Here is a 23,464-nt window from a genome sequence, read left to right as displayed (position 1 = left end):
ATTTTGGGAAGAAGAAAATGAAGTACGATTGGATCCTGTTTGACGCTGACGAAACCTTATTCCACTTTGATGCTTTCAAAGGTTTGCAGCTTATGTTTTCTCGCAAAGGCGTAGATTTTACTGAACAAGATTTTGCTCATTACCAAACCGTAAACAAACCGCTTTGGGTGGATTACCAAGACGGCAAAGTAACGGCAGATGAGCTAAAACATAAGCGTTTTACCGAGTGGGCTGAGAAGCTGAATACCACAACAGCAGATCTCAATAGCGCATTTTTAGAAGCAATGGCCGATATTTGCAGCTTGTTGCCAGGTGCAAAAGAGCTGATGGAAGCGCTGCAAGGCAAAGCCAAAATGGGCATCATCACCAACGGTTTTACAGAGTTGCAAGCAATTCGCCTTGAGCGCACAGGGATGACTGAGTACTTCGATAAAGTGGTGATCTCTGAACAAGTGGGCGTAGCAAAACCGGACTTAGGTATTTTTGAATACGCGATGCAGCAAATGGGCAACCCATGCAAAACGCGCGTACTGATGGTGGGTGACAACCTTCATTCCGATATTCTGGGTGGTAATAATTTTGGTATTGAAACTTGCTGGTTAAATACCACAGGCGCAAGCGTCGATGAGCGTATCGCACCAAATTACACCGTTGAGTCTTTGAGTGAACTAAAGAACATTTTGGTGGCGTAACCGAATCGGGTATTATTCCGCAGTAACCCTCAGAAAAATCAAGGAATAATCATGTCAGACATCAAACAGCTAGACAGCAAAGTCGTTTACCAGAATAAGTGGATGACGGTGCGTGAGGACAAAATTTTACGTCCGAGCGGCGCAGAGGGCATCTATGGTGTGGTCGACAAACCTGATTGTGCTGCGATTCTGGCTATCGATAACGGGATGATTCACTTGGTTCAGCAGTACCGTTACACCGTAGGTCAACGTTGTTGGGAGATCCCACAAGGGGCGTGGGAATCAAACCCAGATGCGGATCATCTTGAGCTTGCCAAAGGCGAGCTGCGTGAAGAAACGGGCATGCAGGCGAGCGCTATGGCGTATGTCGGCGCGCAGTTTATCGCATACGGCTTTTTGAATCAGACATGTCACGTCTACTTCGCCACTGATTTAACGGACGTGGGCAATCAACTCGACAGTGAAGAAGAGGATTTGATCACTCGCGCTTTTTCGGTTGAGGAGTTCGAACAGATGATGATCGACGGCACGATCAAAGATTGTGTCACCATCGCCGCTTATGGTTTGGCGAAGCTGAAGAAATTCATTTAGTTATCCATGACGATTTTTAATGAAAACAGCGGCCTAGTGCCGCTGTTTTTAGTTTGGGTGAGTTCGTTGAGCCATCGCTTACTCGTCGATTTTCTTACCTAAGATTTCCACTTGCGCTTTTTTAGTCACCCCCGCGACTTGCAGCGCAGTGCTGCCAACCGATTCATAGTTCAACTCGATTTTGTCTAACTTCGCGTTATCTTTTGTTGGTAGGCTTAAGCTTCTTGATGACATGCCTTTAGTCAGAACACCTAAACTGTCGAACGTCTTTTCCTGACCATCTTTCATGATTACTTTAACGCTTTTCAGATCGACCGTACCTTGTGTACATTTGATTTTTATGTGGCTGAAACGAGCGTTAGCAAATGGTGACAGTGGATTGACTGTGTCGGTTTCCGATTTAAAACTGACGGTCTTATCTGCAATCTTGTCCCAATCGTTGTCTCCTGCAACCGATTGGAAAGAGGCTACAGCCGCTAAAAGACAGAGTGCGATGGTGTTGAACAGTTTCATAGCTTTTCCTTACCTTAGGTTTAGATATTCTGTTTAATCAGTTCGATGACGTGTGTGATTTCGTCTTGAGTTAAAGCCCCTTCTTTCACGAATAAAATTTCGCCTTGTTTATTTTGTACGATAATCGCAGAACTTTCTTGCTGCAGATCCCAAGTTGTTGCTAATACGCCATTTTTGTCTAACACCATGGAAGACCAAGAGAATGTCTTTTTGCTGTCCTCTGCCGACGATTTTACAAATGTACCGGTTCCCCAGATGGCGTCTTCTTGGTTGATCACGGTTGTGGTCTGATACTGATCTTCAGGAAAGTGAGCGGCAGTGATTGCTGACATCAGCGGCGCGTTCATCTCTTTAGCTTTACTACGACCTGCAATGGCTTGTATCACACGGATTTTGCCTAACATCTGCTGAGTTGCCCAAGGTTGATAAGCCACATCGTCTCCTTGCAGCGTCATTTCGCCATAGGTATCAATGCTGACGGATGGGGTGGTTTGACCGACAGAAAGGTTATGAGAGAAGGCGAATGTCGGGGCGAGTGCGAGTAAGAGTGACAGAACAGATGGAGTTTTCATTGGGGGTTCCTGTAACGAAGTGAGGTTAGAGCGAATCAAAATAAGGGGCAAATACGATGCCCCTTATCGGATGTGGCGATTAGTTAGAAAGTACAACGCGCGCATTTAGCGGTTGCAGCGGACGATTGTTTTGTCCCATGACTTCCATCAGTTTCTCGGCTTGATCTTTGGATAAGGTTTGAGTGTCTTTAAGCACAAACCAGCGCACACCTTCTGAACATGGTGGTGTGGTTAAAGAGCCGTTAAATCGATAGTAGTTTGCAGTTTTTGGCAGTAAGTCGTTAATCTCAAACGTATCTTTAAAGAACGTGGTTTGATTCTCTTGTGGGATTGCGTTGATCAGTTTAGACAGTGCTGCGTTTTGATCGCCAGCATCAAACATCACCGAAATTACCGCCAACTCGTCGTCTGCGTTGGCGTGTACAAAGTGCGCTTCAAGTGGATATTGGCGGCCTTTGATTTGGTTTTCTGAAGGTGTGTGGAAATGGAACTGTTGCAGTTCGAACATCTCGCCATCGATGGTGAAGCTGTTACGTCCGTTCACTTGCGCTTGCAGCGTATGACCATTGTTGGTTAAACCAATGACCTGACCAGTGTACGAAAGGTTCAGTGCTTCCAGTTTTGCATCGGCTGGGTTGTCGATGTTGATTGGGCTTTGGTTTTTCGTGGTTGCGCAGTCTTTGGCGATTTCTCCCCAGTGCTCTGGCCCGTGTTTGTCATTGCCATAGCCCCATTCCGAAGCCTGAGCCGCGCTTAGAGTGAGAAGTGAGAGTGAAAAAGCAAGTAGTGTTTTGTTCATAATAATGTCTCTGTTCGGTCGCTTCGATAAGCGTTGTTACAAGGCAATGACCTAGAGGTTTGATCACTGCCTGACAAATTAGAAACGGTGGCTGAGTTGGGCACCAATTAGGAACGCATTTGAATGGGTCACGCCCGTCACCATCGGTGCAGGAACACCTTCATACGCGTACTCTTCTACGTTGACATCTTCACCAATCAAGTACGTCATGCCGATGTCAACCGTGGTATCTGATGACCATTGGTAAGAGGCACCCGCAGATAACCAGTGACGGTTCGAATCTGGGATAGAAAGCGAAGTCAGCTCATCGACAGGTGTTTTGTCGAACATGTAACCCGTGCGAAGTGTCCAACGTTCATTGGCGTACCAAGTCGCACCGATGGAGTAGTGCGCGGAGTCTTGCCACTGAAAATCTTTTAGCAACTGATCATCAGCTTTCAAGCTGTCAAATGCTGACCAACCAATCCACTGCACAGAATAGTGCAGGGCAAATTTAGGTAAGACGCGGTGATAACCGGAAAACTCCGCAATATCCGGTAGCGGCATAGCAAGCGAGTCGTACGATTCGCCAGCAAAGTGGATGTCACCCTTGGCATCAATGTTAGGGCTGTGCTTGTAGCTTAAACCTAAGCGATGACGTTCGTTAAACTCGTACATCATGCCAATGTTCGCGCCAAGCCCAATGCCGCCAGCTTCCACATCAAGTGCGTTGCCTTTTACGGATCCACAGCGTTGTTCTAGTTCGTTTCCAAGTATGTTCCCACCAACGCAAACACCCACGTCCATATCGCGGTACAGCTCACCAGAGCCGTAAATCACATCAATACCACCACCGATACTAAAACGATCGTTCACCTTGTATGCCAAGCTTGCGCCAAGGTTGACACTCGCTACGCTGGTGACACCGCCAAAAACAGGTGCGCCATAGTTTGGTTTAAACTCCATGTCGGTTCCGAAGTTGGAGTATGCCGATAAGCCTAGATACCAGTCGTCGTTGATAGGGTGAATAAAGTAAAAATTGGGTACAACGGCTGGTTGACCAACGCCATCGACGTCATCAATGTCGGTCACGGTTTGAGAGAAGGACGGGGTAATGTCAGCTTGAGGGGACGGAGGAAAACCACCCATACCAACATTGACATCCGCATTAATGTTAGCTCGATGATATTGCGCATTTTTAACGGTAACGTCAGGTTTGACGTAAGTGACACCGAACGATAAGGCATTTTGTTTAAACAGCGTCATCGCTGCGGCGTTACGGCTGACTACAGACGCATTATCACCAATGACGGCATCACCAGCAAAAGCACGACCAAGACCCGTCGCCGAATGTTCGTTAATTTGAAAACCACCGGCATACGCCGTCGAGGAGGCTAACCCGATTAATAAATAAATCGGTGAAAGAGTTAATTGTCGCTGCATGTTTTTCTCATGAATTAATTAGAAGTTGTATTGCAACGAAAATCAGTAAAATAAACAAATCTGACCAGTGCATTTAAGAGTAAAACTAACAGTGTGCTGACAATAAGTAAATTTAACTTAATAAATATTTATTGTTGAATTTATTAATGCTTCATGGCGTGAATATAGTGGTTATTTTACGTGTAAATTAAATCCTGAACCTCTATTTTTATTTTTGCGGTATTACTTCTCTATTTTTATTGTACTGACTGTTCCCTAACAAATAGAGGGAAATCCAGCGATAAAGTGTCCGTGATGGAAACTCTGAGTCATTTGTATTTCCATTGCATCCCAACGTTGGTAGTTCGAATCAGCAAGAGAACTATCGTTTAAACCCACATGACACACTCCTCTCGGTCTTACCTGTGTTATGTGGGTATTTTTTATTTAACTTATCACTTAACTCCTCTTGAAATTCAATAATTAAAAATGGCCATAATGAAATTTAAATTGATGGAATGTTGAATAATTTTGGATTTTACTGGTTTGTTGGTATTTAAAAGTTTTGTTTATAATACTTATAACTTGAATTTCTATATTAAAAATGATCTTTGTTATATTTATTGAATGATAAAGTTTTGAAGTGACTATAATATCTCGGATTTTTCACGTTAGTGAAGTTATTCCTTCAGTATCTTGACGTTAATTTACCTATCTTTACGTCTCGTACCCTGTACGGCTAAGACAAATAGCAGTATAAAATCAAAACGATTATTTACTTCACTCCTGCTATGAAACTCAATAAAAAATGGCTCGTTTTGTGTGGCCTACTTGCTATTGGTGCTGGTGGTTATCATTATCTGCAACGTCCAGAACCCATTTCTCCTTACGCGACAGAAGTCGTTCGCAAAGGCAATATCGAAAAGGCGGTATTAGCTAACGGCATGTTGCAAGCGTCCAAATTGGTGAATGTAGGTGCGCAAGTATCTGGGCAAATTCAACGCCTCGCTGTGAACTTAGGGGATGAGATAAAACAGGGGGACTTGATTGCACAGATTGACAGCCTGACTCAGCAAAACAGCCTCAAAGAAGCCCAAGCGTCTCTTAATAGTCTCAACGCTCAGTACCAGGCTAAGCAAGCGCAGATTAAACAAGCAAACTATGAATACGTGCGCCAAAAAGGCATGTTGGCAGCGAAAGCGAGCTCACGAGCTGATTACGAGAATGCCGAAGCGACGCTCGCCATCTACAAAGCCGAGTTAGCGCAACTGGATGCCGAAATCGAGAAAGCCAAAATCAACGTCGACAATGCGCAGTTAGATCTCGGTTACACCACCATCAACGCACCGATGGATGGCACGGTGGTCTACACCGCGGTGGAAGAAGGACAAACCGTAAACGCCAATCAAACCACGCCAACTATTATCGAGTTAGCCAAGCTAGATACGATGACGGTGAAAGCCGAAATTTCGGAAGCCGATGTGATTTTTGTTCACCCCGGCCAAACGGCGCTGTTCACCATTTTAGGCAAACCGAATCAGCAGTTTAAAGGTACATTGCGCGCCATTGAGCCGGGGCCAACCATCATGGATGGCGATGACAGCGATTTGAGCATTTCAGATAGCGACGCCATTTACTACAACGCTGTATTTGATGTGAAGAACCCGCAAGGTATTTTGCGCATCGGCATGACTGCGCAAGTTTCGATTGTCCTTGAGCAATCGGAAAATACCTTGATTGTCCCTTCACAAGTCCTGCAAAAATCTGGCGGCAAAGGCAACTATACCGTGCCAGTGTTTGAACAGGGCCAAGTGGTGCAAAAGCCCGTGACTGTGGGTATTAACAACAAAGTGAACGCAGAAATTCTCTCAGGTTTGAAGGAGGGCGACCAAGTTGTTCTTGGCAATGCTATGGATGGAGAATCATCAAGCCGAGGTGATCGTCGTCGACCTCCAATGAGGTTCTAAGATGAGTGACGTGCTTTTAAAAGTTGAGGATTTAACTCGACGTTTTGTCTCTGGCGACGAGTCGCTTACTGTGTTGAACCACATTAATTTAGAGATAAAACGCGGTGAAATGGTCGCGATCGTGGGTGCATCAGGCTCTGGTAAATCGACGCTGATGAATGTGCTCGGCTGCTTGGATAAACCGTCCAGCGGTCGATACTTCATTAATGGGCAAGATGTCTCGACGTTGGAATCCGACCAACTGGCGGAGCTGCGCCGCGAGTATTTTGGCTTTATATTCCAGCGTTACCACCTGCTGGGGGACCTAACCGCGGTGGCAAACGTGGAAGTACCGGCGGTTTACGCGGGAGTTCCTCATCGTCAAAGAACGGAGCGAGCGCAGTCGTTATTGGCACGCTTAGGGCTGGAAGATCGTTTGACCCACAAGCCCAGCCAACTGAGTGGTGGCCAGCAACAGCGCGTGAGTGTTGCTCGTGCACTGATGAACGGTGGTGAGGTGATTCTCGCCGATGAGCCCACTGGCGCATTAGACAGTCACAGTGGGCAAGAGATGATGGCACTGCTTAAAGAGTTGCATCAACTTGGGCATACGATCATCTTAGTGACTCATGATATGAACGTGGCGAACTTTGCGGATCGCATCATTGAAATCAAAGATGGTGAAATCATTGCAGATACGCCAAATGCACAAGTTGTAATCAATGAGCAAGCAGCAAAGACACCGAGCGCGTCTTTTCATCGCCCAGCGCAAGCCGCCAGTAAGTGGTGGAAGTGGGACAGTTTTATTGACGCGCTCAAAATGGCGCTGCTGGCGATGTCTAGCCACAGAATGCGCACGTTTTTGACCATGCTCGGCATCATTATTGGTATAGCTTCGGTGGTTTCCGTGGTGGCACTAGGTAATGGTTCACAACAGCAAATTTTGTCGAATATTTCATCCATGGGAACAAACACCATTGATGTCAGGCCGGGCAAAGGGTTTGGTGACCGCCGCTCCGGACGAGTGAAAACGCTAACCGCCGACGATGCTAAATCGTTGGAGAGTCTACCTTTTGTCGACAGTGTCACGCCGTCTTTATCCAACAGCTTAACCGTGCGTTACGCCAATCAGGATGCAACCGCGTCTGTGGAAGGGGTTGGGGAAGATTATTTCCGTGTGCGCGGTTATGAGATCGCCAAAGGTCAGTTTTGGGATGAAGACAGCGTGAATTCGCTCGCCCAAGAAGCAGTGATTGATGACAACACCAGAAAGGAAATGTTTGCGGATAGAAATCCGATTGGTGAAGTGATTTTTCTAGGTTCATTGCCAGTGCGTATTGTGGGTGTCACGCAGAAAAAAGAAGACGCGTTTGGCAACAGCGACGCGCTGAAAATTTGGGTGCCATACACCACCATGTCGGGACGAATGATGGGACAACGCTACCTCAACGGCATTACTGTACGGATTGATGAGAACGCCCCAAGCGCAGCGGTAGAACAGAGCATCATCAACTTGTTAAAAATGCGCCACGGTACAGAAGATTTCTTCACGATTAACACTGACACCATTCGTCAGAGCATCGAGAAAACCACCGCAACCATGACGTTACTGATCTCAGCGATTGCGGTGATCTCCCTAATTGTCGGCGGAATTGGCGTAATGAACATCATGTTGGTGTCGGTGACAGAGCGCACGAAAGAGATCGGTGTACGAATGGCTGTGGGTGCGCGGCAAGCGGATATTTTGCGTCAGTTTTTGATTGAAGCGGTACTAGTGTGTTTGTGTGGTGGCATTGCTGGTATTGGCTTGGCGTTTTTGATTGGTTTTGCATTCAGTACATTTGGCAGCAGCTTCCAAATGATTTACTCAATGAACTCGATCATCTGGGCGTTTATTTGCTCAACGTTGATTGGCATCGCTTTCGGCTTTTTACCCGCTCGCAATGCCGCCAAACTCGATCCGATAGAAGCGCTAGCGAGAGACTAAAAATGAGTAACACAATGAAATTCAAAACTCGATTGGTCGCGGCTGCCTTAAGTGCAGTGTGGTTGTCAGGTTGTGGGTCGCTTATGCGTAGCGACTATCAAGCTCCTGAGGTGCAAGTGCCTGCAAATTGGCAACAGATGCATGTTGCGGGTGATGTCAGTATGGATCCTTGGTGGTTGGCGTTTAACGACCCAACGCTTAATCAATACATTGCTCAGGTGTTGGCTCAAAACAACGATTTGACGCTGGCAACGCTAACGCTAAAGAAAGCGCGTTTACAGCTGGGTTTAACGCAAGATGACCTTTTCCCTACGTTGAGTTCTTCCACATCAGGACAAGTTCAAAAATCTCTTGATGGCGGGGAATCGGCAGATAGCTACAGCACTAACTTGTCCGTCAATTACGAGTTGGATTTGTGGGGAAAAATCTCGGCAGACGTTGACCAAGCCAAGTGGACGGCGATGGCAAGTCAACAAGATCGCGAGGCGACCGCACAAAGTTTGGTGGCAACGACGGCATCGTTATATTGGCAAATCGGCTATCTAAAACAGCGCTTAAACCTCAGTCAGCGTAATGTGGAAGACGCAGCTCAAACGCTACAATTGATTGAAAAACAGTACCAACTTGGCGCTGTGGATCAGTTAGATGTGCTTGAAGCCAAACGTACGTTGGCAAGCTTACAAGCGCAGCAAAGTGAGTTTGAACAGAGTTTACTTGAGGCAAACAACGCCTTTGCGATTTTGTTCAATCAACCGCCGAAGAGCATCAGTGCAAACATCCAAATGCTGCCTGAAGGCGATATGCCATCGTTGAGTGTTGGTGCTCCGTCTGATTTATTGATCCGCAGACCCGACATTAAAGCAGCGCTTTATGAAGTCAAAGCCGCGCTAGCAAATAAAGACGCAGCAGATTTAGACTACTTGCCCAAGCTGACGCTCACTGGGGCTTTGGGTGGATCGTCACAAGCGCTCAAAGACCTGCTTTCCAACCCTATCGGCAGTTTAGGTGCGGATATGACGTTGCCGTTTTTGCAGTGGAATGAGATGAAAAATAGCCAAGCCATTGCCGATTTAGACTATCAATCGGCTATTGTGAGTTATCGCCAAGTGTTGTACGCCGCATTCCAAGATGTCGAAAATGCCTTGTCAGCACGCGAGAAATTGAAGTATCAAGCGGCGCGTTTACAAGAGCAATATGATGCCGCAAGTGCCGCTGAGTCCATTTATGCTGCGCGGTATCAGTATGGCTCGACGTCGATCATGGACTATTTGAATGCACAAGAAGACACCAGAAACGCGCAAGCTTCTTTGTTGGAAAACCGCTACAACCAGTTTCTCTCTCAGGTTACGCTTTACCAGTCTTTAGGGGGAACCGACGTTGCGCCGTTGTAATTAGGGGTCAGCACACACTAGCGAAGCGCCATGCAACAAAGCTTTTTTTGAAGGTATTACTGGTCCCATGAATGGGACCAGTAATAAAAGCTTAAGTTACTTGGCGAACTTCTTGAAAGGTGCATCAACCGGGGTGTCAGCTAGGTGATTGGTGTAGTTACTCATCACTTTTTGCGCTAGACCAAGTACAATTTCAAGCAGTTGCTGCTGTCCGTAACCTGCCGCAAAGAACTTCTCTATCTGAGACTCTTCCACTACACCACGTTGACGCACCATTTGAAGCGTTGTTTCTCGTAGTGTTTCAAGTTTTTCGTCTGCCAATGGTGTTTGGTTGACGAGAGCATCAACAATCTCCTGATCCACTTTCATTGACGCCGCGATCGCACTATGAGCAGGAACGCAGTAGTGACAACCATGTTCAACGTTGATGGTTTGCCATACGACGGTCAATTCTTCTGCGTTAAATGATGTTTGTTGAAAGAGCTCATGCACAACTTGATAACCCTCAAGCAAGGTTGGCGCTTCAGCCATAACAGCATGAAGATTTGGTAGCATGCCAAACGCTTTGACTGAATTTTCAATCAGATGCTTTGATCCTTCGGGTGCGTTTTCTGCGGTATACAGTTTAAATTCTGCCATGTTTAAATCTCCTGTAATTGGATATGAGCGAATTAGGCAAGAACAGGATAGTTGATTTTGAGCGGTCGCTCAATATAAAATTGAGCATATGTTCAAAATTGATAATTGCTCATGGCGAATACAAAGAAATTCCAACGTGATGAAGTGGTGAAAGCCGCCTCGGATCTATTCTGGAAGAAAGGTTTTCATGCAACATCTACACGTGATTTGCAAGATAGCGTTAATCTGCGTCCTGGAAGTATCTATGCGACGTTTGGGTCAAAAGAGGGGCTATATTGTGAAGCGCTAAAAATGTACGTTGCGAACTTACAAGCCCTGTTTGAGTTGCATTTAGCTCAGAACACAACGGTTCTAGATGCAATAGAAGCTTTCGCGATTGATGTGGTTATCAATCAGCGAGACTCCAATCCCAGTGAAGTGTGCATGTTAGTCAAATCAGCAAGTGAATTTGCTGAGGATTTTAATGCGCTGCGCAATCAAACAAACAGCTTAGCAAACCAATTTGAATCTTTTCTTGCAAAGCTGTTTGAGCGAGCAATCGAGAATGGCGAAATTGAAGCCCAGGATACATTGCTTCTTGCTCAGTTGTTCCAGGTTCAGTTTACGGGTATACGAGCCTACTCATACCGCAGTGATGATGAAACCTTAAAGACGTTGATCTCTATTATGGTGAACAGCTTCCGCGGTAACGTACCAAAACAGAACGCTGAATGAGACTGCTCAAAGTCAACGTCTCTAAATCAACGGCTTGAACTAAGCGAGCTCAAATAAACCCGTTATCAGGGGTCGATATCGATAAAAAATGACCACGAAGCATCGTGGTCATTTTTATGCAGATTAACTTGCAATGAACAACAACGGCTTATTAAAAGCGAAACTCTTCTAAGTTATTGCTGCTTTCTAACATTTTTTCAGCCACATAACGATGCGTTGCTGTGGTTGGGTGAGTCACATCCCAGAACACGAACTTATCTGCGCCAGATGCTGCACATTCAGAACGTAATGAGTGAGTGTACATGTAGTCAACAGAAGATGAACGGTTGATGTCTAAGCAAGGGTCGCTTGCATTTACGAAACCGTGTTCTTCTGGTGCCGAGGTTAACTTCTCAAACAGTGCGTGTGTATCAAACAATGCGATGTTGTAGCCTTGGGCTTTGTAGTACATCGCTTGTGCTTTGATGAACTCGTTCATCTTCAATACTTTCGCACGAATCGTTTCAATTTCTTCCTGTGTTGAGTATTTGAACTGTGGTGCTTTGGTTGCATCAGGCAGTGTCATCAACATGAAGTTCTTCGCGCCAGCGTCTGTTAAACGAATCAGAGCTTCAGCGTAATCCGCTTTTACTTCCGGCACGCTACGGTTGTAGTTCATGAAATCATTTAAACCAAACTCTAACGTAAACAATGTGTTAGCAGGGTTGTAGTTCTTCGCCAGCTTTGTGTAGGTTAAGTAAGAAGAAACTTGTTCGCCGACACCAGTTAGCGCGATGTATTGGTTTTCACCTGCTGCGCCACCAACTGCCCAGTTGTATAGCGGTAAGTTTTTGGCTTTAGCAACGTATTCCGTCCAAACAAAACCGTTTGAGAAGTGACCCAAGAACCAGCTATTCGGGTTAGGGAAGCGCCATTGGGACGCGTTAAAGATGTTGCCTGTATCAGACAAGCTATCACCCAAAGCCACTACCTTGTTGATTTGATCTGGTTGCATTGCAGCATCATTGCTCCAGATCGTGTGGTTATAAGAATAACGATTGTCAGCAGCAAAAAATGTAATGTCTGCGTTCTCGCTCGCTAGATCTAGTGTTTCTTCACAACGCTGGCGAATTACGTTTTGTGAGGTATTGGTGTAGAACATGTTTTTAAATGAGACAGAGCTCCACCAATAACCATCGATAGTGAAGTCACTACCATCTTGGTTTTTTGCCCATTTCCAATCGGTAGCCGCATCGTCCTTAGAGTGGCTCGTACGATACCAGCATCGAACGTACGTATAAGTTTGATTTTCTTGCGCGCTAACCACTTCAGCCGCAGAAACCATTGCTGGTGATAAAGTTGGCTCCTCTGCAATGGCGGAGGCAAGCGGAAGTAATGCAGTTAATAGTGTGATTGTTTTTTTCATCATTCACTCTTCTTGTAATGGTTATTGTTCCGAATGCGTGAATACGCTCGGCTATAACAGTATTTAGATGAGAATTTTTCTCACTAAACCTTCTAATTCTGAGTAAATGCTCAAGACAGTCAACAACTAAATATTCAATATTTCAGTTTTGGCACCACGGTCAAAAAATCCATTCAGCATAGCAATCGATTAAATGGGTGATATTTAGAATAATTACTCACTAACATTAATTTAACATTCACTTTTTGTTAATTAAGTAATTGCTTTATAAGGTTTTGTCGGTGATTTTTAATGTTAACTTAAAGTGTTTATTGAATGATCTTTTGTACAAATTTGTATATTCATGAAACAAATTGTTTGGCATTTTTGCTCTGTAAACTATAGCTGAAGCTCTCATGCAAACATCATGATGATGACTTTTCATGAGAATATAGTGAATAAAAATTAGCTCAAATAAGGAATAGGGCAAATGCACTACACAACAAGTAAAAAACAAGGCTTATTTTCGTTGTCTGCCGTAGCAATAGCACTGACCACTTCGATGTCAGCGTTTGCGGCTCCACCAATGGGATTTGATGAATCTAAGTTACCGACGAAGTACATCGTCAAATTCAAAGAAGATGCAGTCAGCCGTTCTTCAATGGGTGGTAACTCATTCTGGGGGCCACGAATCGCGCAGGAGTCTGTTCTAGAACAGGTGAAGGCACGTAAGGTGGAAAAACTGGGCAATCGCGCCATTTACAGCGTTGAACTGGATGGCGATGACTTAGAGCCGCTTCGCAATCGTAGTGATGTGGAATACGTGGAAGTCGATCCACCTCGCTATTTGCTCAGCGAAACGACCCCATGGGGATATGAAGCGGTTAATGCTCAACTGCTAGCTGACTTCAATGCGGGTAATCGCACTGTATGTATTATCGATTCAGGGTACGACATTTCGCACTACGACCTAAGCGGTAACCGCGTTGCTGGTACTAACGATAGTGGTACGGGATCATGGAGTGATCCGGGTAACAACAATGCCCACGGTACTCACGTCGCGGGTACGATTGCTGCGATTGCCAACACCGAAGGTGTAAAGGGTGTGATGCCAAACCAGAATGTTAATTTGCACATCGTGAAAGTATTTAACGAATCGGGTTGGGGTTACTCATCTGGGCTTGTTAAAGCAATCCAGACCTGTGCCGATAATGGTGCTAACGTTGTGAACATGAGCCTTGGTGGTAGTCAATCAAGCCGAACTGAGCAAAATGCACTGCAAAATATTTACGATCAAGGCGTTCTATTGATTGCCGCTGCAGGTAATGATGGCAATACAGCGCACAGCTATCCAGCTTCTTATGACTCAGTGATGTCTGTTGCGGCTGTTGATAATCAAAATGATCATGCAGCGTTCTCACAATCTACTAATCAAGTTGAGATCTCAGGCCCGGGTGTGGCGATCTTATCAACGGTTACGGTAGGTGAAGGTAAACTTTCTGATATTACCTTGAATGGTGTAAGCCAGTTTGATCGTGGGATTGTTCCTCACAATCGTTTGATCAATAACGGTTCTTCGTATGTTCCGGATCCAATCGCGGGTTCAGTAACGGCAATGCTAGATAGCTGTGATGTATCTGGCGGTAACGTTAACTGTGGTGATATGTCGGGCAAAATTTGTTTGACTGAGCGTATCGGCAACCAGTCTTCAGGAAACTACCCTGAAGTAGATGCGGTTCAGGCTTGTTACAATGCGGGTGCGCGAGCTGCAATCGTATACAGCAACTCTGAACTACCTGGTTTACAAAACCCTTTCTTGGTAGACACAAACAACGCTTATCGTATGGTTTCGGTAACGGTTGATCGTGCATTTGGTCAAGAGCTGTTGGGGTATGTTGGTCAGGAGATTACTGTTGCAACAACCTCTGGTGAAGATTACGAGTACTACAATGGTACATCAATGGCGACACCGCACGTAACGGGCGTAGCTGGCTTGGTGTGGAGTTACCACCCAACCTGTACTGCAGCGCAAGTACGTAATGCCCTAGTGAAAACTGCAACAGATATTGATGTTGCTGGTCGAGACAACCGTACTGGCCACGGCCTAGTTAATGCTGAAGCGGCGAAGCTGTTCTTGGACGCTGGCTGTAATGGACCTGATGGTGGTAGCTCTTCGGACTCTAGCTTCTCAAATACCAGCCCTGTTGCGATTCCAGATAATAAATCTTCTGGCGCAATCAGTGCAGTAGAAGTCGATCGCTCTGGTGATTCAGGCACAGTAAGTATTGACGTTGATATTAGCCACACTTACATCGGTGATCTACGAGTGACTTTAACGTCACCGACTGGTGGAGAAGTTGTACTTCACAATAATACTGGCGGCAGCGCTAACGATATAAAAAACACGTTCCAAGCGGATTTTTCTGGTTTTGAATCGCAAGGTACATGGGAACTAAAAGCGGTAGACAGTGCCAGAAGAGACACAGGCACCATCAACAGTTGGACTCTGACCTTTCAATAAGGAGTGACTATGAAGAAGTTGACCTTACTTTCTTTGTCTGCGGTAGGCGCTACCGCACTATTGGCAATCGGACTGAGCTCAAGCAGCTTGGCAAACAATCAAGGATTTCCTCTCGTGGATGAACGCCAAGATCAAGCCGAGCAGCAACCTGAACGTTACTTTATTAAGTATCATGAAGGAAAAGAGAGCGAAGTGAGAGCGCTTCTTCGTCAGCACAACATTGAAGTAGTCGACGCTCTGGTGAAACAACATGTGTTGATTGTGGTGGGTGAACAGGCGGAAGTCGATAAGCTCGCCGCTCACGATGCGGTCGAATACACCGAGCAAGAGCCGACAAGGAAGCTGCTATCTAACGGAACTACGCTTCAATAAGCCAAACCTCCTTAAGATAGTGCCAAAAAGAAAAGCGCCCCTCACGTAAGGGGCGTTTGTTTCATTTATTTGTGGAAGATGAAGACTAAGGACGCTCACCTGCTGCTAGGCGACGTTCGATATCTGCAACCACTTCTGGGAAGTCAGCGATCGTATCGATAAGGTAGTGCGGCGAGCTCTTGAGCAGTTTTGCACGCGCTTTTTCACGAGCGGCATCAAGCGTTGCTTCGTCCGCGGCTTGGTATTCTTCAAAAGTTAGACCTGCTTCGTTACCAGAAAGCAGCAAACCAACGGTCCACATACCAGCGTTATGACCTTCATCGATGCCCGGTGCGGCGTCATCCACTTTGATACACTCATTAACGTCGGTAACATTCAGCTCAATCACGTTTTTCAGTGCCATAAATGGTGCTGGGCGACCACCTTGCGACAGGTCATCCGTTGCTACTACGTAATCCGGTTTGTAGCCGTAATCCGCAGCCACAGGAATCAGCACATCCATCACTTCGCGGGGGTAACCAGAACAAGAACCGATCTTGATGCCTTTGTCTTTCAGACCGTTCACAACTTCAATCGCATTAAGGATTGGGTCTGCATGGTCCGCCACTTTTGCTTTTTGTAGCGGCATGAATGCTGCGTAGATAGCGTCGATATCTTCGCTGGTCATTGAGCGACCAAACTTCTCATTCCAGCGCTTATCAACGGCAGGAATACGACCCACTGCTTGGATGTGATCCCACTTGCCAAGACCCATTGGTTCGCGCGCTTCTTCAAGGTCGATTTCAAAATCAAAGCCTTGTTTGAATGCTTCCACAAAGATGCTAGTTGGCGCAAAAGAGCCGAAATCGACGATAGTGCCAGCCCAGTCAAAGATCACTGCTTGAATTGGTGAGTTGCTCATGTTCAATCCTTTTTCTTGCTTGCCAGAGCGCTGCCTACACATTGGAACCGCGCTCTGGATAAATTGGTTTTTGTTGAGGTCAGTCGACCCTAAAAGTAGTTAAAGTCTTTGCACACTTTGGCGATGGCTTCTTCGAAAATTGCCAACGCTTCTGTCAGTTGTTCGCGAGTGATGATCAGCGGTGGGCTGAGTTGAATCACGTTACCTTGCGATACCTTGAAACTCACTCCGTTGTTGAGGCATTGGTACAGCACAGCTTCCGCTTCGTCATACGCGCGTGCTTTGCTTTCGTGGTCAGTGACCAGTTCAATGCCCCATAACATGCCGATGCCACGCACATCACCAATCACTGGGTACTTAGCTTTCATCTCTAGCAACTTTTCACGCATGAACTGGCTGTCAGCTTTGGCTTTATCTAGCAAGCCGTCTTGCTCAATAGCTTCCATGGTTGCCAGTGCTGCAGCACAACCGATAGGGCTTTTCTCATGAGTGTAATGGCCCATGGAGATTTGCTCGGCGGTGTTGTATTTGTCTTTGGTTACCATGGCCGCGATAGGCACTAAGCCACCACCCAAACCTTTACCGATGCAGAGCATATCTGGCTCGATGTCGTAGGCTTGGTAGGTAAACCATTCACCACTGCGACCCATGCCGTTAGGGATGTCGTCGATGATCAGCATGACATTTTGTTTGTCACAGATTTCGCGGATGCGTTTCCAATAGGCTTTACTCGGCACTTGTACGTCGGTATTACGAACTGCTTCTGCGATAAACGCGCCCACGCCACCTTCTTTCTCAATCACGTATTCGAGGTAATCGGCGTAATGCACATCGCTGCCGTCCGCGACTGGGAAAGCACCACGGTAAGATACGGCTGGTGGGATTCGCTCAACACCTGCCATTAATGGTCCCATACCTTGGCGGAAACACGCTTCGCCGCCCACTGAGATGGCATCCAACGATGCGCCGTGGAAGGAATCCCACAGAGACACCACCTTGTAGTTGCCCGTGATGTGGCGCGCTAGTTTAAGTGCCATGCCAACCGCAGATGTGCCACCCGGAGCAAACAGCACGCGATTCAATTCGCCGCCACAGATTTGGGTGAGTTTTTCGGCACATTCAATCGCAGTTTCATTGGTAAAACGACGTGGTGAAAACGGCAGTTTGGTAATTTGCTCTTGCACACGTTTAATCACATGCGGATGACCGTAGCCTAGCTGATGGACGTTATTGCCATGGAAGTCCATGTACTTTTTACCGGTAGCATCTTGGATGTAGATGCCTTCTGCTGCTTCCAAGGTATCTAAGCAAGGCGTTGACATGGCTTGATGAAGAAAGACCTCCGAATCACGCTTCAACAATGCTTGCGTGCGTTCGTCGTCCATCGATGCATTCCAAGCTTGGCGCGCTGGTGTCGTGTTGACATCACCTTCGCTGCGGAAATGGGTCGGTTTGATATTCTGAGTCATAACGCTCTCTCAATCAGAAGGCTGCTTTACGCAACTTGCCAGTACATTGCTTTTTCAATCGCACCGATTAAGCGCTCGATATCTGCTGGGTAAACTTCACCAATGTTGCCGATGCGGAAGCAATCTGCGTTCGATACCTTACCCGGATAGATCACGAAGCCCTGCTCTTTCAAACGTGTGTAGAACGCTTTGAACTGGTAATCACTGTGCGTCGGAGAGTAGAAAGAAGTGATGATTGGCGAGTGAAGGTCATCACTCAGTAGCGGTTCAAACCCCAAAGAGCGCATACCTGCAACCAGTGTTTTCTGGTTAGTTTGGTAACGGTGATGACGAGCCTCAATGCCGCCTTCTTGTTCCAGCTCTAATAATGCTTGATAGAAAGCGCGAACCGTGTGCGTTGGAGACGTAAAACGCCATTTGCCGTGGTTCACTTCCATGCAGTGCCACTGGTCGTAAAGATCAAGGCTCAAAGAACGAGCCTGACCTTGGCACTTTTCGAGCTCAGTTTGTTTCGCAATCACAAAGCCAAAACCCGGTACGCCTTGAATACATTTGTTTGCAGAGCTGATCATAAAATCGATGCCTAGCTCTGCGATATCGATAGGAATGCCACCAAAGCTCGACATGGCATCGAGAATCACGACTTTACCGTGTGCTTTTGCCGCAGAAGCAAATGCCTCAATTGGATTCAGCATGCCAGTGGTTGTCTCACAGTGAACAATCGCCACGTGTGTGATCGCAGGATCCGATGCCAATGCAGTTTCCACCTCGTTCAAGTGTGGCTGTGATGTTTCGCCTGGGGAAACTACATGGCATGGAATATTTAGGTAATCAGCGATCTGAGCGATACGCGCACCGTAAGCACCGTTGTCGACAACCAACAATTTTCCATCTTTGCCAATGGCACTGCCAATCGTTGCTTCTACTGATGCGGTGCCGCTACCTTGCATTAGTACGCTGGTGTAGCCGTCTTGCTCCGTCGCCAGTTTTACAAGCTTAGTGCGGATCACTTCTACAATGTCTTTGTTGTATTCATCATCCCAAGTACACCAGTCTTTTAGCATGGCTTCACGTACTGTTTCAGAAGTAGATAGAGGACCTGGAGTCAGTAGTAGGTATTCGTTTTTCATCTCGATTTCCATTAGAATAGGCTAATTGGTCTACACCAAATTTCAAGTTCACTCTAACTAGGAAGAAAAGGACAGTAAATAGGCGAATCTTCAATTTCATAAAACTTTAATATCCAGAAAATGGCGGATCGATTGAACGATTATTCATCGCAAATTTTCGTAAAACTGCCATTTAATGGTCATGAATCCGTCACAAAGGCTCAGTAGGGTGTATATCGTCAACTGGTACAGACCAAATGAAAACTTAGCCAAATTAACTGGAGAAAATGATGAAAAACCGTTTGATGAAAGGATCGCTGGCTGCACTTGTCTCTCTGCTAGCTACGAATGCAATGGCAGCACAGGAAGTCACGGTTTACACCGCTTTCGAAACTGACATTCTTGCGAAATACAAGTCTGCGTTTGAGAAAGATAACCCAGATATCAAGATTAAGTGGGTTCGCGATTCCACCGGTATCATGACGGCGAAATTGCTGGCAGAAAAGAACAACCCTCAAGCGGAAGTGGTTTGGGGTCTTGCTGGCTCGTCAATGGCATTGCTTAAAGGTGAAGGTCTTCTTAAGCCTTACACACCAAAAGGTTTGGAAGAGCTGCACGCGAACCTAAACGACCCTCAATCAAACCAAGCTTGGTTTGGTAACGATGCGTTCTTTAACGCAGTTTGTTTCAACGAAGCGGTAGCGAAACAACTTAACCTACCGAAACCAACGTCATGGGAAGACCTAACGAAGCCGGTTTACAAAGGTCACATTGCAATGCCGAACCCAGCGTCTTCAGGCACTGGCTACATGCAGGTTTCTGCTTGGCTACAAAACATGGGTGAAGATCAGGCATGGAACTACATGCGTGACCTAGATAAGAACATTGCACACTACACGCACTCTGGCTCTAAACCATGTGTTCAAGCGGGCATGGGTGAAGTGGCTATCGGTATTTCGATGGCAAGCCGCGGCGCGAAGCTGAAAACACAAGGCGCACCACTAGCGGTTATCACACCAAAAGGCATCGGCTGGGAATCAGAAGCCGTTGGTCTAGTAAAAGAGTCTGATGCAGCGAAACGTGTTGTCGACTGGTCAATCTCTAAAGCAGCAAACGAGCTTTACGTAGAAATGTATCCAGTGGTTGCACATAAAGACGTGAAAGCGACCGTTTCTAACTTCCCTAACGTTCAAGAGAACATGGCGAAGATGGACTTCGCGCAAATGGGCAGCAAGCGTGCAGAGATCTTAGCGGCTTGGTCTGAGAAGTTTGACGCGAAATCAGAGCCAAAGTCTTAATTGAATTTGCTTTGATTTGAATGTTGAAATCCACCTCGGTTGAGGTGGGTTTTTTGTTTTCTCTGTTATTTCAGAGTTTGCTGAAAGTAGATTCCTAGTCTCACCTAGGTTCGCTGGAATGACGGACTTAAGAAAGTAGGAGCTTCTATCTACACTCACAACGTCATTCTCGAGAGCGACGAAGGAGTGAGTCGGGAATCTCGAATTACCACTTGAACAAACCTCATCGCCCTTCATCTATTTGTCATCTTCTGGCTATAAATTTGTCATTGGAACGTAACACTCCAAAACTAAAATTGGTATATACCATTTGGAGCATGTGTTATGTCAACTAACCAACATTACCTAAATATCGAAAATGTAGTGAAGCAATTCGGACAGTTCACTGCGTTAAAGAAAATCTCGCTAGCGATTGAAAAGGGCGAGTTCGTTTGTTTTCTTGGTCCTTCTGGCTGCGGTAAAACCACTCTATTACGTGCCATTGCAGGTTTAGACTTGCCAACGTCTGGTGCGATTTTTCAAAACGGTCAAGAGACCACATTCCTACCACCAGAGAAGCGCGATTTCGGCATCGTATTCCAATCTTACGCGCTGTTTCCGAACCTAACTGTGCAAGAGAACATTGCGGTGGGTTTGAAGAACCAAGGCATGTCGACCAAAGAAGCGTTAGAGAAGGTGGACTACTGGCTAGAAACCATTGGCCTTCCAACCTCTGGCGAGAAATTTCCTAACCAACTTTCTGGTGGTCAGCAGCAGCGTGTTGCTTTGGCTCGTGCATTGGCGTTGTCACCGGGTTTACTGTTACTTGATGAGCCGCTGTCAGCGCTAGATGCAAAAGTACGTGTTCACTTACGTGACGAGATTTGTAAGCTGCAACGTAAGCTGGGCATCACCACCATCATGGTTACGCACGATCAGGACGAAGCATTGTCGATGGCGGATCGCATTGTGGTGATGAACCATGGCGTGATTGAGCAAGTCGGTACACCTCAAGAGATCTACCAACAACCAGCAACGCGCTTTGTCGCTGAGTTTGTCGGCAGCATGAACTTTATTGAAACCTCAGTCGCAACGGACTCCCAAGTACGCATTGCAGAAACCTTGATGCCAGCGCCAAGCTTGACCAATCGTAAGATCCAACGTGGTGACCGCTTTGACCTTGCGGTGCGTCCTGAAAGCATCAAGTTCGTTGAAAACTACACCAACTCTTTACCAGTGCGAGTTACGGCAACCGAGTTTCTAGGGGCGTTTTTCCGTATTGATTGCGTATTGCAAAACGACAGCTCAACGAAAACCATCGTCGTGGATGTGCCTGTGGAAACGGTTCAAAAACTCAATATCAAAGCGGGCGATGTACGTTACATCCAGTTTGCTGAAGAAGGGCTGCATGGTTACGCCGTGCCCTCGGTTGATAAAGCGCTAGCGTCGTAGGTGTAACATGGATGCGAAGACAATGACGATGAATAGCCTGACCACTCAAGACAAAGCAAAATCCTTACTCGGACGTGTCAGCCGAGATAACTTAGTGTTGTTCGGTTTGCTAGCTGCTTTGTCGACCATGATGGTGCTGTTCATCTTAATGCCGCTTTGGGCAATGTTGACCAAGAGTGTGCAAAATGCCAATGGCGAATTTGTCGGTCTGGCAAACTTTGCGACGTACTTTTCCTCTTCAAGCTTGTGGGTGTCGGTGGGAAACACCTTCACTCTGGGCGTGATTGTGACCTCGGTAGTGGGTGTGCTTGCGTTCGGTTATGCCTACGCGCTGACTCGTTCATGCATGCCGTTTAAAGGTTTGTTCCAAATCCTAGGTACTGCGCCGATTCTTGCGCCTTCGTTACTGCCAGCGATCAGTTTGATCTTCCTTTTCGGTAATCAAGGTATTGCCAAAGAAATGCTGTTAGGAAACTCGATTTATGGCGTGATTGGTATCTCGATGGGTTTGATTTTCTGGACATTCCCTCATGCATTGATGATTTTGACCACTTCGCTGCGTACTTCAGATGCCCGTTTGTATGAAGCAGCCCGCGCACTTAAAACTTCACCCATCAAAACCTTCTTTATGGTGACGTTACCTGCGGCGAAATACGGTTTGATCAGTACGCTTATCGTCGTCTTTACACTGGTTATCACGGACTTTGGTGTGCCGAAAGTGATTGGTGGCAGCTACAACGTTCTGGCGACTGACATTTTCAAGCAAGTGGTGGGACAACAAAACTTTGCCATGGGTGCGGTGACCAGCATTATGTTGTTATTCCCTGCGGTAATGGCATTTGGTGCAGACCGCTGGGTACAGAAAAAACAAAAGAGCTTATTCGACACGCGCTCGGTGCCTTATCAGCCGGAACCCAATAAAGCGCGCGACAGCATTTGTCTGGTTTACTGCAGCATCATTTCTATCGCAGTGCTGGCAGTACTTGGTATGGCGGTGTATGGCTCGTTAGTTACGTTCTGGCCTTGGAACAAAGCACTGACGCTAAACAACTACAACTTTGCTGAAATGAGCACTTACGGTTGGAGTCCATTCTTCAACTCGCTAACGCTGGCAGGTTGGACGGCAGTTATTGGTACAGCCATCATCTTTGTCGGTGCGTACTGCATTGAGAAAGGGCGTGCGTTTGGTCCAATTCGCCAAGTGATGCAAATGCTCAGTGTGGTGCCAATGGCGGTTCCGGGTATGGTGCTTGGCTTGGGTTACATCTTTTACTTCAATGATGCGAACAATCCTCTGAACGTGCTTTATGGCACCATGGCATTCTTGGTGATTAACACGGTAGTGCATTACTACACCGTGGGTCACATGACAGCCCTGACAGCACTAAAGCAGTTGCCATCGGAGATTGAAGCCACGGCGGCATCGGTGAAGCTTCCTCAATACAAGTTGTTCTTTAAAGTGACATTACCTGTGTGTTTACCTGCGATTTTGGACATTGCGACTTACTTGTTTGTTAATGCATTGACCACCACTTCTGCGGTAGTATTCCTTTACTCAACCGATACGATTCCGGCTTCGGTCTCGATTCTGAATATGGACGATGCAGGTCAAACTGGCGCTGCAGCGGCAATGGCTGTGATGATTATGATGGCTGCCGCAATTGCGAAGATTGTTCAGATGACTTTGGGTAAATTGTTAGAGAATCGCACACAGGCTTGGCGCAAACGATAAGG

The 23,464-nt window shown here is 46.4% G+C and carries 20 protein-coding genes; 11 read left to right on the top strand and 9 right to left on the bottom strand.

Translation table 11 applies throughout. From position 1 onward, the window contains the following. Nucleotides 1–17 precede the first annotated feature (17 nt). Nucleotides 18–692, top strand: a complete 675-nt coding sequence (gene yjjG, locus R7H07_RS03525) for a pyrimidine 5'-nucleotidase (protein WP_005374109.1) — start codon at nucleotides 18–20, stop codon at nucleotides 690–692. Between the two features lie 51 nt (nucleotides 693–743). Continuing rightward, nucleotides 744–1,283 (top strand): NUDIX domain-containing protein, encoded by a 540-nt coding sequence (locus R7H07_RS03520; RefSeq protein WP_017635078.1) that lies wholly within the window; start codon nucleotides 744–746, stop codon nucleotides 1,281–1,283. A 78-nt stretch (nucleotides 1,284–1,361) separates the two neighbouring features. Here the strand turns inward: R7H07_RS03520 and R7H07_RS03515 are convergent, their stop codons facing one another. The 4 genes from R7H07_RS03515 to R7H07_RS03500 form a co-directional block, all read right to left on the bottom strand. Continuing rightward, nucleotides 1,362–1,796 (bottom strand): hypothetical protein, encoded by a 435-nt coding sequence (locus R7H07_RS03515; RefSeq protein WP_005480927.1) that lies wholly within the window; start codon nucleotides 1,794–1,796, stop codon nucleotides 1,362–1,364. 20 nt (nucleotides 1,797–1,816) lie between these two features. Beyond that, nucleotides 1,817–2,368, bottom strand: coding sequence for a YtfJ family protein (locus R7H07_RS03510; RefSeq protein ID WP_017635079.1), 552 nt, complete (start codon nucleotides 2,366–2,368; stop codon nucleotides 1,817–1,819). A gap of 79 nt (nucleotides 2,369–2,447) precedes the next feature. After that, nucleotides 2,448–3,167 carry a carbonic anhydrase gene (locus R7H07_RS03505; protein WP_206958697.1) on the bottom strand — a complete coding sequence of 240 codons (720 nt, stop codon included), beginning with the start codon at nucleotides 3,165–3,167 and terminating at the stop codon, nucleotides 2,448–2,450. 78 nt (nucleotides 3,168–3,245) lie between these two features. Next, nucleotides 3,246–4,589, bottom strand: a complete 1,344-nt coding sequence (locus tag R7H07_RS03500; RefSeq protein ID WP_054701482.1) for an OmpP1/FadL family transporter — start codon at nucleotides 4,587–4,589, stop codon at nucleotides 3,246–3,248. 770 nt (nucleotides 4,590–5,359) lie between these two features. Here R7H07_RS03500 and R7H07_RS03495 point away from each other — a divergent pair. The 3 genes from R7H07_RS03495 to R7H07_RS03485 are packed head-to-tail and all read left to right on the top strand — an operon-like array spanning nucleotide 5,360 to nucleotide 9,892. Then, on the top strand, nucleotides 5,360–6,535 hold the full coding sequence (locus tag R7H07_RS03495; protein ID WP_054576182.1) for an efflux RND transporter periplasmic adaptor subunit: 1,176 nt from the start codon (nucleotides 5,360–5,362) through the stop codon (nucleotides 6,533–6,535). Nucleotide 6,536: 1 nt separating this feature from the next. Continuing rightward, nucleotides 6,537–8,501, top strand: coding sequence for a MacB family efflux pump subunit (locus R7H07_RS03490; protein ID WP_206958698.1), 1,965 nt, complete (start codon nucleotides 6,537–6,539; stop codon nucleotides 8,499–8,501). A 14-nt stretch (nucleotides 8,502–8,515) separates the two neighbouring features. After that, nucleotides 8,516–9,892, top strand: a complete 1,377-nt coding sequence (locus R7H07_RS03485; protein WP_206958699.1) for an efflux transporter outer membrane subunit — start codon at nucleotides 8,516–8,518, stop codon at nucleotides 9,890–9,892. A gap of 96 nt (nucleotides 9,893–9,988) precedes the next feature. Here R7H07_RS03485 and R7H07_RS03480 read toward each other — a convergent pair whose 3' ends face one another. Further along, nucleotides 9,989–10,531 carry a carboxymuconolactone decarboxylase family protein gene (locus R7H07_RS03480; RefSeq protein WP_005374097.1) on the bottom strand — a complete coding sequence of 181 codons (543 nt, stop codon included), beginning with the start codon at nucleotides 10,529–10,531 and terminating at the stop codon, nucleotides 9,989–9,991. 111 nt (nucleotides 10,532–10,642) lie between these two features. Between R7H07_RS03480 and R7H07_RS03475 the strand changes: the two genes are divergently transcribed. Then, entirely contained in the window at nucleotides 10,643–11,245 is a 603-nt protein-coding gene (locus R7H07_RS03475; protein WP_005384344.1) for a TetR/AcrR family transcriptional regulator, read from the top strand. A gap of 151 nt (nucleotides 11,246–11,396) precedes the next feature. Here R7H07_RS03475 and R7H07_RS03470 read toward each other — a convergent pair whose 3' ends face one another. Beyond that, a complete protein-coding gene (locus R7H07_RS03470; protein ID WP_017635085.1) occupies nucleotides 11,397–12,653 on the bottom strand; it encodes an SGNH/GDSL hydrolase family protein in 1,257 nt (418 codons plus the stop codon). Nucleotides 12,654–13,119: 466 nt separating this feature from the next. On the opposite strand from R7H07_RS03470, the gene R7H07_RS03465 reads away from it, so the two are divergent. Continuing rightward, nucleotides 13,120–15,150: a S8 family serine peptidase gene (locus tag R7H07_RS03465; RefSeq protein WP_017635086.1), complete on the top strand. Its 2,031-nt coding sequence runs from the start codon at nucleotides 13,120–13,122 to the stop codon at nucleotides 15,148–15,150. A gap of 9 nt (nucleotides 15,151–15,159) precedes the next feature. Further along, nucleotides 15,160–15,522: a hypothetical protein gene (locus R7H07_RS03460; RefSeq protein WP_017635087.1), complete on the top strand. Its 363-nt coding sequence runs from the start codon at nucleotides 15,160–15,162 to the stop codon at nucleotides 15,520–15,522. 85 nt (nucleotides 15,523–15,607) lie between these two features. On the opposite strand, the gene phnX is transcribed toward R7H07_RS03460, so the two are convergent. The 3 genes from phnX to phnW all read right to left on the bottom strand — a co-directional run bounded on the left by phnX (nucleotide 15,608) and on the right by phnW (nucleotide 19,022). After that, a complete protein-coding gene (phnX, locus tag R7H07_RS03455) occupies nucleotides 15,608–16,423 on the bottom strand; it encodes a phosphonoacetaldehyde hydrolase (protein WP_017635088.1) in 816 nt (271 codons plus the stop codon). Between the two features lie 89 nt (nucleotides 16,424–16,512). After that, nucleotides 16,513–17,892 carry an aspartate aminotransferase family protein gene (locus tag R7H07_RS03450; RefSeq protein WP_017635089.1) on the bottom strand — a complete coding sequence of 460 codons (1,380 nt, stop codon included), beginning with the start codon at nucleotides 17,890–17,892 and terminating at the stop codon, nucleotides 16,513–16,515. A 26-nt stretch (nucleotides 17,893–17,918) separates the two neighbouring features. Next, complete coding sequence (gene phnW, locus R7H07_RS03445) at nucleotides 17,919–19,022, bottom strand: 2-aminoethylphosphonate--pyruvate transaminase (protein WP_045457715.1); 1,104 nt, start codon at nucleotides 19,020–19,022, stop codon at nucleotides 17,919–17,921. A 266-nt stretch (nucleotides 19,023–19,288) separates the two neighbouring features. Between phnW and R7H07_RS03440 the strand changes: the two genes are divergently transcribed. From R7H07_RS03440 to R7H07_RS03430, 3 genes are all read left to right on the top strand, one after another. After that, complete coding sequence (locus R7H07_RS03440; RefSeq protein ID WP_172560930.1) at nucleotides 19,289–20,299, top strand: putative 2-aminoethylphosphonate ABC transporter substrate-binding protein; 1,011 nt, start codon at nucleotides 19,289–19,291, stop codon at nucleotides 20,297–20,299. A gap of 324 nt (nucleotides 20,300–20,623) precedes the next feature. Further along, nucleotides 20,624–21,730: a putative 2-aminoethylphosphonate ABC transporter ATP-binding protein gene (locus R7H07_RS03435; protein WP_206958700.1), complete on the top strand. Its 1,107-nt coding sequence runs from the start codon at nucleotides 20,624–20,626 to the stop codon at nucleotides 21,728–21,730. 7 nt (nucleotides 21,731–21,737) lie between these two features. Further along, nucleotides 21,738–23,462: a putative 2-aminoethylphosphonate ABC transporter permease subunit gene (locus tag R7H07_RS03430; RefSeq protein ID WP_206958701.1), complete on the top strand. Its 1,725-nt coding sequence runs from the start codon at nucleotides 21,738–21,740 to the stop codon at nucleotides 23,460–23,462. Nucleotides 23,463–23,464 lie beyond the last annotated feature (2 nt).

Source organism: Vibrio sp. Vb1127, assembly GCF_033338735.1.
Lineage (GTDB): Bacteria > Pseudomonadota > Gammaproteobacteria > Enterobacterales > Vibrionaceae > Vibrio > Vibrio alginolyticus.
This window is presented reverse-complemented; position numbering and strand designations above follow the sequence as displayed.

Coding starts and splice junctions, on each gene's coding strand:
- yjjG (WP_005374109.1), top strand. CDS start 18: ATGAAGTACGATTGGATCCTGTTTGACGCTGACGAAACCTTATTCCAC.
- R7H07_RS03520 (WP_017635078.1), top strand. CDS start 744: ATGTCAGACATCAAACAGCTAGACAGCAAAGTCGTTTACCAGAATAAG.
- R7H07_RS03515 (WP_005480927.1), bottom strand. CDS start 1,796: ATGAAACTGTTCAACACCATCGCACTCTGTCTTTTAGCGGCTGTAGCC.
- R7H07_RS03510 (WP_017635079.1), bottom strand. CDS start 2,368: ATGAAAACTCCATCTGTTCTGTCACTCTTACTCGCACTCGCCCCGACA.
- R7H07_RS03505 (WP_206958697.1), bottom strand. CDS start 3,167: ATGAACAAAACACTACTTGCTTTTTCACTCTCACTTCTCACTCTAAGC.
- R7H07_RS03500 (WP_054701482.1), bottom strand. CDS start 4,589: ATGCAGCGACAATTAACTCTTTCACCGATTTATTTATTAATCGGGTTA.
- R7H07_RS03495 (WP_054576182.1), top strand. CDS start 5,360: ATGAAACTCAATAAAAAATGGCTCGTTTTGTGTGGCCTACTTGCTATT.
- R7H07_RS03490 (WP_206958698.1), top strand. CDS start 6,537: ATGAGTGACGTGCTTTTAAAAGTTGAGGATTTAACTCGACGTTTTGTC.
- R7H07_RS03485 (WP_206958699.1), top strand. CDS start 8,516: ATGAAATTCAAAACTCGATTGGTCGCGGCTGCCTTAAGTGCAGTGTGG.
- R7H07_RS03480 (WP_005374097.1), bottom strand. CDS start 10,531: ATGGCAGAATTTAAACTGTATACCGCAGAAAACGCACCCGAAGGATCA.
- R7H07_RS03475 (WP_005384344.1), top strand. CDS start 10,643: ATGGCGAATACAAAGAAATTCCAACGTGATGAAGTGGTGAAAGCCGCC.
- R7H07_RS03470 (WP_017635085.1), bottom strand. CDS start 12,653: ATGATGAAAAAAACAATCACACTATTAACTGCATTACTTCCGCTTGCC.
- R7H07_RS03465 (WP_017635086.1), top strand. CDS start 13,120: ATGCACTACACAACAAGTAAAAAACAAGGCTTATTTTCGTTGTCTGCC.
- R7H07_RS03460 (WP_017635087.1), top strand. CDS start 15,160: ATGAAGAAGTTGACCTTACTTTCTTTGTCTGCGGTAGGCGCTACCGCA.
- phnX (WP_017635088.1), bottom strand. CDS start 16,423: ATGAGCAACTCACCAATTCAAGCAGTGATCTTTGACTGGGCTGGCACT.
- R7H07_RS03450 (WP_017635089.1), bottom strand. CDS start 17,892: ATGACTCAGAATATCAAACCGACCCATTTCCGCAGCGAAGGTGATGTC.
- phnW (WP_045457715.1), bottom strand. CDS start 19,022: ATGAAAAACGAATACCTACTACTGACTCCAGGTCCTCTATCTACTTCT.
- R7H07_RS03440 (WP_172560930.1), top strand. CDS start 19,289: ATGATGAAAAACCGTTTGATGAAAGGATCGCTGGCTGCACTTGTCTCT.
- R7H07_RS03435 (WP_206958700.1), top strand. CDS start 20,624: ATGTCAACTAACCAACATTACCTAAATATCGAAAATGTAGTGAAGCAA.
- R7H07_RS03430 (WP_206958701.1), top strand. CDS start 21,738: ATGGATGCGAAGACAATGACGATGAATAGCCTGACCACTCAAGACAAA.